A 4634-nucleotide genomic window follows, 5' to 3' on the forward strand; every position below is an offset into this window, starting at 1 on the left:
TAAAGCATAACCTTTACAATCCATTAGTCAAAATCGGTGATGACATCAAAAATAGTGATAATAAAGCTTACCGTAACCGGGAAAAGCTCTTTTTTCCGGTCGCCCATGGCCTGATTTCAGTAATTCTGATATGGTCAAAACAGTGAAACTTTCAGAAAAGAGATTATTATATGGAAAAAAATCGTCTATCAAAAAACACAGGATCATATCTTGGAGCAGCAGGCATCTTTCTAGCTGTCTTAGGCTACTTCACCTTTCAGATGCCCCTGGGCTTTTTTGCCATCGTATTAGGTGTTATCGGTTTAAGTTCCCCTCATAAGACACTTAACTGGATCGCTATCGTTCTGGGTACCATCGTTCTTGTTTTGGGAATAATTTAATCAGTCAGGTTCGACCCAACTTATCATAACTAACAGAAAAGAAGCCCCTTAAAGTCAGCAATATTGTCTGACTTTAAGAGGCTTCTTTAGTTTTCCTATATTATTTTAGTCTTCTCTATTTCATTAACCATTCTTTGACATAGGTCAATAGCTCATCTGGCTGATCTTCCGAACCTATCCAACCGATATAACCGTCTGGTCGCACGAGCAGCCACTGCTTCTCCTCAAAGCCTTTATCTCTTGCTTGATCTGTCCATTTTCGATGAACAGCCGTAATCTTGTGATGCTTAAACTCTCTTTGCAGCTCTTCATCTAATAATGGTTTAAACGCATGCAGCTGCCAGCCGTACTCCCGGATAAACTCAAACGGTTCGCTGTCCACATAGGGGAGGCGCTGTCCGGCTTTCAATCGAGAGGCTGCTCCTTGACTTAAAGGGCTTTCTTCATAAGAAATGTACAGCTGAGCTAGTAGAGTATACAGACGTTTTTGAAAGGGTCGTACTGAGTCCGCTAATCGACCAAATATCGGGATAAGTAGCTGACGTGTCAGCAGATTGCCTGATTTGTTCCCGACAATAAGACTGAACATGCGATCCGTCGTTGAAACGACGAATTCGGCGATCTCTTTGCGTTCTTTTTCATATGTGTCCAGTAATTTTTCAGAAGCATCGTGATTGATCACTTGCGCTAACTTCCAGCCTAAATTAGTGGCGTCACCGATCCCTAAGTTCATGCCCTGTCCGCCGATCGGACTATGAATATGCGCGGCATCGCCCACCAGGAAATGATTGCCTATTTTAAAGTGGCTGGCAGTTCTTGCGTGAATTTTGTAATCTGAAAACCAGTTCATTTTCCTGATTTCTATGTTGAATGCTTTTTCCAGCCTCGGCTTTAGGCTTTCATAGCTTAAGTCCTTTTTTTGAGTTAAATCAGGTGGGAACATACCGATGACTCGCGTGGTCTTTTTATTTCTTAAAGGGAAAAAGAGTGCGAAATAATCTTTGATAAATGAAAAACTTCCGGCAACTTCTTCTGCTATTTCCCCGTCGACTTCGGCATCCATGACATAAAATATCTGTTCATACGTCTCACCTTCGAAATCTACTTCACTCTGTTTTCTGACTTGACTGGAAGCACCATCACACCCGATCACATAGTTAAATGCTTCAGTTTCCATTTCATTTTGATGACTCATTGTTGCTTCGGACTTTTCGTTCAACTGCTTTAATGTCACTAGTTCAGTCTCCCACTCTACTTTGATACCAAACTCATACAGTTTATCAATCAGGATCCGTTCATGTTCATCCTGTGGTAACGTGACGAGATAGGGATAAGCACTCTGCCCTTTCCCCATGATCCCCATCGGAAGAGAGGCCACGCGCTTATTATTGCTGTGAAAGTGAGCATGCTCCGGGATGATGCCCCAGGCACTGACTGTCTTATCCAGACCGAACTTCTGATAGCTTTCCAGTACTTTAGGTACAACGAGCATGGCACGCGACGTTTCCCCCGGGCCGTGAGCTTTATCAATAATTTTAAAAGGGACCTTATAACAAGCTAATTCAAGAGCCAGAGCCAATCCCGAAGGTCCAGCCCCAACAATGAGTACCGGTGTCTGATTCATTTTAGCTGCTCCTTCCTAATGATATGTCATCTTTTATTCTTCTAATACAAGTATACCTTTCAGAGAGAGTTTCATCCAAACATAGCCTTTTGTCCATGCAAAAAAGCAGCCATGATCTAAAATCAGATCGTGGCTGCTTTTTATCCTATAGAGCTAGTCGGATTCAAACCGACAACCTTTTCCTTAGGAGGGAAATGCTCTATTCAATTGAGCTATAGCTCTGTTACCATATGTTTATATTATACTACACGAAGGGCCAAGAAACTAATACAAAATAGAAAGTCGTCCTTCTTTATTAAAAAACGCTTGTTTTCGCTGATCGACTAGACTCGATTTCATCCCTAAATGGCAGAACGGCTTGAATGAATGCTTGGTTTCTTAGAGTTTTCTCTTTTAAATTGACTTTAACTATTTCAGCACGTAAGATTACTAGTGGACCAAATTTTTAAAAAAGAGGTATTTAAATGAAAAAAATCAAAATTACGTATTCATTGATCGGAACCATATTTATCGCTTCAGCTGTGACTCTTTTCCGACTGGCTAGTTTAGGAACAGATCCCTACACAACCTTTAACTTAGGTTTCAGTATGTTATTCAATATGGAATTCGGCATTTTCCTTATGTATTCCAGTTTGCTTCTGCTTATCTATGTATACTTTGTCAACCGGTCGCTGATCGGTATCGGAACCATTTTCAACATCTTCCTGGTAGGCAATCTTTCTGATGTCTTCGTCTCCTTGATCACAAATATGTTTGGTACATTCGAAGGAATGGTTATCCGCATCATTATATCGGTCCTTGGTATTCTATTCTTATCCATAGGTGCCGCTTTGTATATCGAAGCTAAAGAAGGCGTTGCGCCCTATGATGCGATGCCGATTATTTTATCTGACAAATCCGGCTTATCATACCGTCTTTCTCGTGTCATCATAGACGTGTCGATAACCATTATCGGCTTTTTACTGGGTGCCGGCTTAGGCGTCAACACCATCATCACTGCCTTCTTCCTGGGACCGTTGATCCAATTCTTCCGTGAAATTTTCCAGAAAGATCTAAACACCAAAGAATTGCGTTATTCAGCTAAAAAATAGGCAACTAGTTCAAAGGGTTCTCAAGGACAGCTAATTCTTGAGGCTCTTTTTTTTTACTTGAAAATCTTCCTGGAACCGACTGACTTTCTCATTTAAACAAGTGTTATAACTTGTTTATTTACTTCGTTCGCTATACGCTCAATTTGCAAGGATCATGGAGGTGAGCAAGGTGAGACATGTCAAAGCTTTTGGTATCAAATTGGCCATCCATCTCTTATGGGCATGGGTGTTGTTTGATCTAGTTTATTCGTTTACGCTTTCGGCTGCAATTATTATTGCTGCCATCTCGGCCATTCTCTTATATCTTCTCGGTGACTGGTTTATTCTAAGAAAACTCGGTAACCTGCCCGCAACGCTCATGGATATCCTTTCCGCTCTAAGCGTGGCTTGGGTCTTCCTCAACATGAATGGTAATACTGAAACGTTCTTCCCTAGTCTATACTTTGCCTTAGGCATCGGTTTTTATGAGCTCATCTTCAATGAATACCTCACTAAAAGTGGCATCGTTCCAGACGAACGTCCGTCACCTTAAGCGTGTTTTTCCCTAATCAAAACTTATTGAAAAACCGTTCTGCCCTGATTCAACGGGCAGAACGGTTTTTAGTTACATCAAGACACGACCGTCCGGCCTTTCTTTTGCATCTCGTACATTTCTGAATAAGCGCCTCGTTTCCTCAGCAACTCATTGTGGGTCCCGCGTTCGATGATAGTCCCCTGATCGAGGACCAAAATCTGATCAGCATGTTGAATCGTCGACAACCGATGGGCGATGATAAACGTCGTTCGCCCCTCTTTCAAGACGTTCATCGCGTGCTGGATGATTTCTTCCGTTTCTGTATCGATGGATGATGTGGCTTCGTCCAGGATAAGGATCTTGGGATTAAAAGCGAGGGCGCGCGCAAAGGAGATAAGCTGGCGCTGACCGGAACTCAATGTGCTGCCTTTTTCCACGACGGCTTCATCGATCCCTTTTTCGAATTTATCGAGCAAGTCTTCTCCGCCGACATCGATGAGGGCTTGAGTCGCTGTCTCTTTGGTAATAGCCGGATTGTCCATCGTTATGTTGGAATAGATCGTGCCGGTGAACAGGAACGGATCCTGCAGGACGATGCCCATCTCCTGGCGTACCGACTGTCTGGAAAACTCTTTTGTGTTTTGACCATCGACCATGATCGTGCCTGACTGCGGGTCGTAAAAGCGAAACAGCAGGTTCATGATGGAACTTTTTCCGGAACCGGTATGCCCCACTAACGCCACTGTCTGGCCCGGTTCGGCTACAAAATCGATCGCCGTCAATACTTCTTTGTCTTCGGTGTAACTGAAGTGAACGTTGTTGAACGCGACGCGACCTCGCTTCACTTCCAACGTCTCGGCTGGATTGTCTTCCGCATCCATGTCCATCAGTTCAAAGACGCGGTCACCGGCTGCTATCGCCTGCTGCAATACGTCTTCTTTCCTTGACCAGCCCATTGTATTCCGTATATAATTACCTCCATGTGCTACCATTTCGTCCAGATGTTTTTCGAGATAATTAAGCTG

At 43.1% G+C, this 4634-nt stretch carries 5 protein-coding genes and 1 tRNA gene; 3 read left to right on the plus strand and 3 right to left on the minus strand.

What is annotated here, in order from left to right; all coding sequences use genetic code 11:
* Nucleotides 1-170 precede the first annotated feature (170 nt).
* Entirely contained in the window at nucleotides 171-380 is a 210-nt protein-coding gene (locus R6U02_RS05850) for a C4-dicarboxylate ABC transporter (protein WP_410262685.1), read from the plus strand.
* A 115-nt stretch (nucleotides 381-495) separates the two neighbouring features.
* Here the strand turns inward: R6U02_RS05850 and R6U02_RS05855 are convergent, their stop codons facing one another.
* Complete coding sequence (locus tag R6U02_RS05855; protein WP_410262686.1) at nucleotides 496-2004, minus strand: FAD-dependent monooxygenase; 1509 nt, start codon at nucleotides 2002-2004, stop codon at nucleotides 496-498.
* A 148-nt stretch (nucleotides 2005-2152) separates the two neighbouring features.
* A tRNA-Arg gene (locus R6U02_RS05860) sits at nucleotides 2153-2226 on the minus strand.
* Nucleotides 2227-2468: 242 nt separating this feature from the next.
* Here R6U02_RS05860 and R6U02_RS05865 point away from each other — a divergent pair.
* Both R6U02_RS05865 and R6U02_RS05870 read left to right on the plus strand, forming a co-directional pair.
* Nucleotides 2469-3095 (plus strand): YczE/YyaS/YitT family protein, encoded by a 627-nt coding sequence (locus tag R6U02_RS05865; RefSeq protein ID WP_410262687.1) that lies wholly within the window; start codon nucleotides 2469-2471, stop codon nucleotides 3093-3095.
* Between the two features lie 169 nt (nucleotides 3096-3264).
* A complete protein-coding gene (locus R6U02_RS05870; protein WP_410262688.1) occupies nucleotides 3265-3627 on the plus strand; it encodes a DUF2512 family protein in 363 nt (120 codons plus the stop codon).
* 77 nt (nucleotides 3628-3704) lie between these two features.
* On the opposite strand, the gene R6U02_RS05875 is transcribed toward R6U02_RS05870, so the two are convergent.
* Nucleotides 3705-4634 (minus strand): ABC transporter ATP-binding protein (locus R6U02_RS05875; RefSeq protein WP_410262689.1); only part of this gene is annotated, 930 nt, incomplete at its 5' end.

It is taken from the genome of Alkalibacterium sp. (assembly GCF_046484155.1).
Classification (GTDB): domain Bacteria; phylum Bacillota; class Bacilli; order Lactobacillales; family Carnobacteriaceae_A; genus Alkalibacterium.

What these genes read in the sequence shown, in the direction of transcription:
- R6U02_RS05865 (WP_410262687.1), top strand. Translation starts at nt 2,469, where the DNA reads ATGAAAAAAATCAAAATTACGTATTCATTGATCGGAACCATATTTATC.
- R6U02_RS05855 (WP_410262686.1), bottom strand. Translation starts at nt 2,004, where the DNA reads ATGAATCAGACACCGGTACTCATTGTTGGGGCTGGACCTTCGGGATTG.
- R6U02_RS05850 (WP_410262685.1), top strand. Translation starts at nt 171, where the DNA reads ATGGAAAAAAATCGTCTATCAAAAAACACAGGATCATATCTTGGAGCA.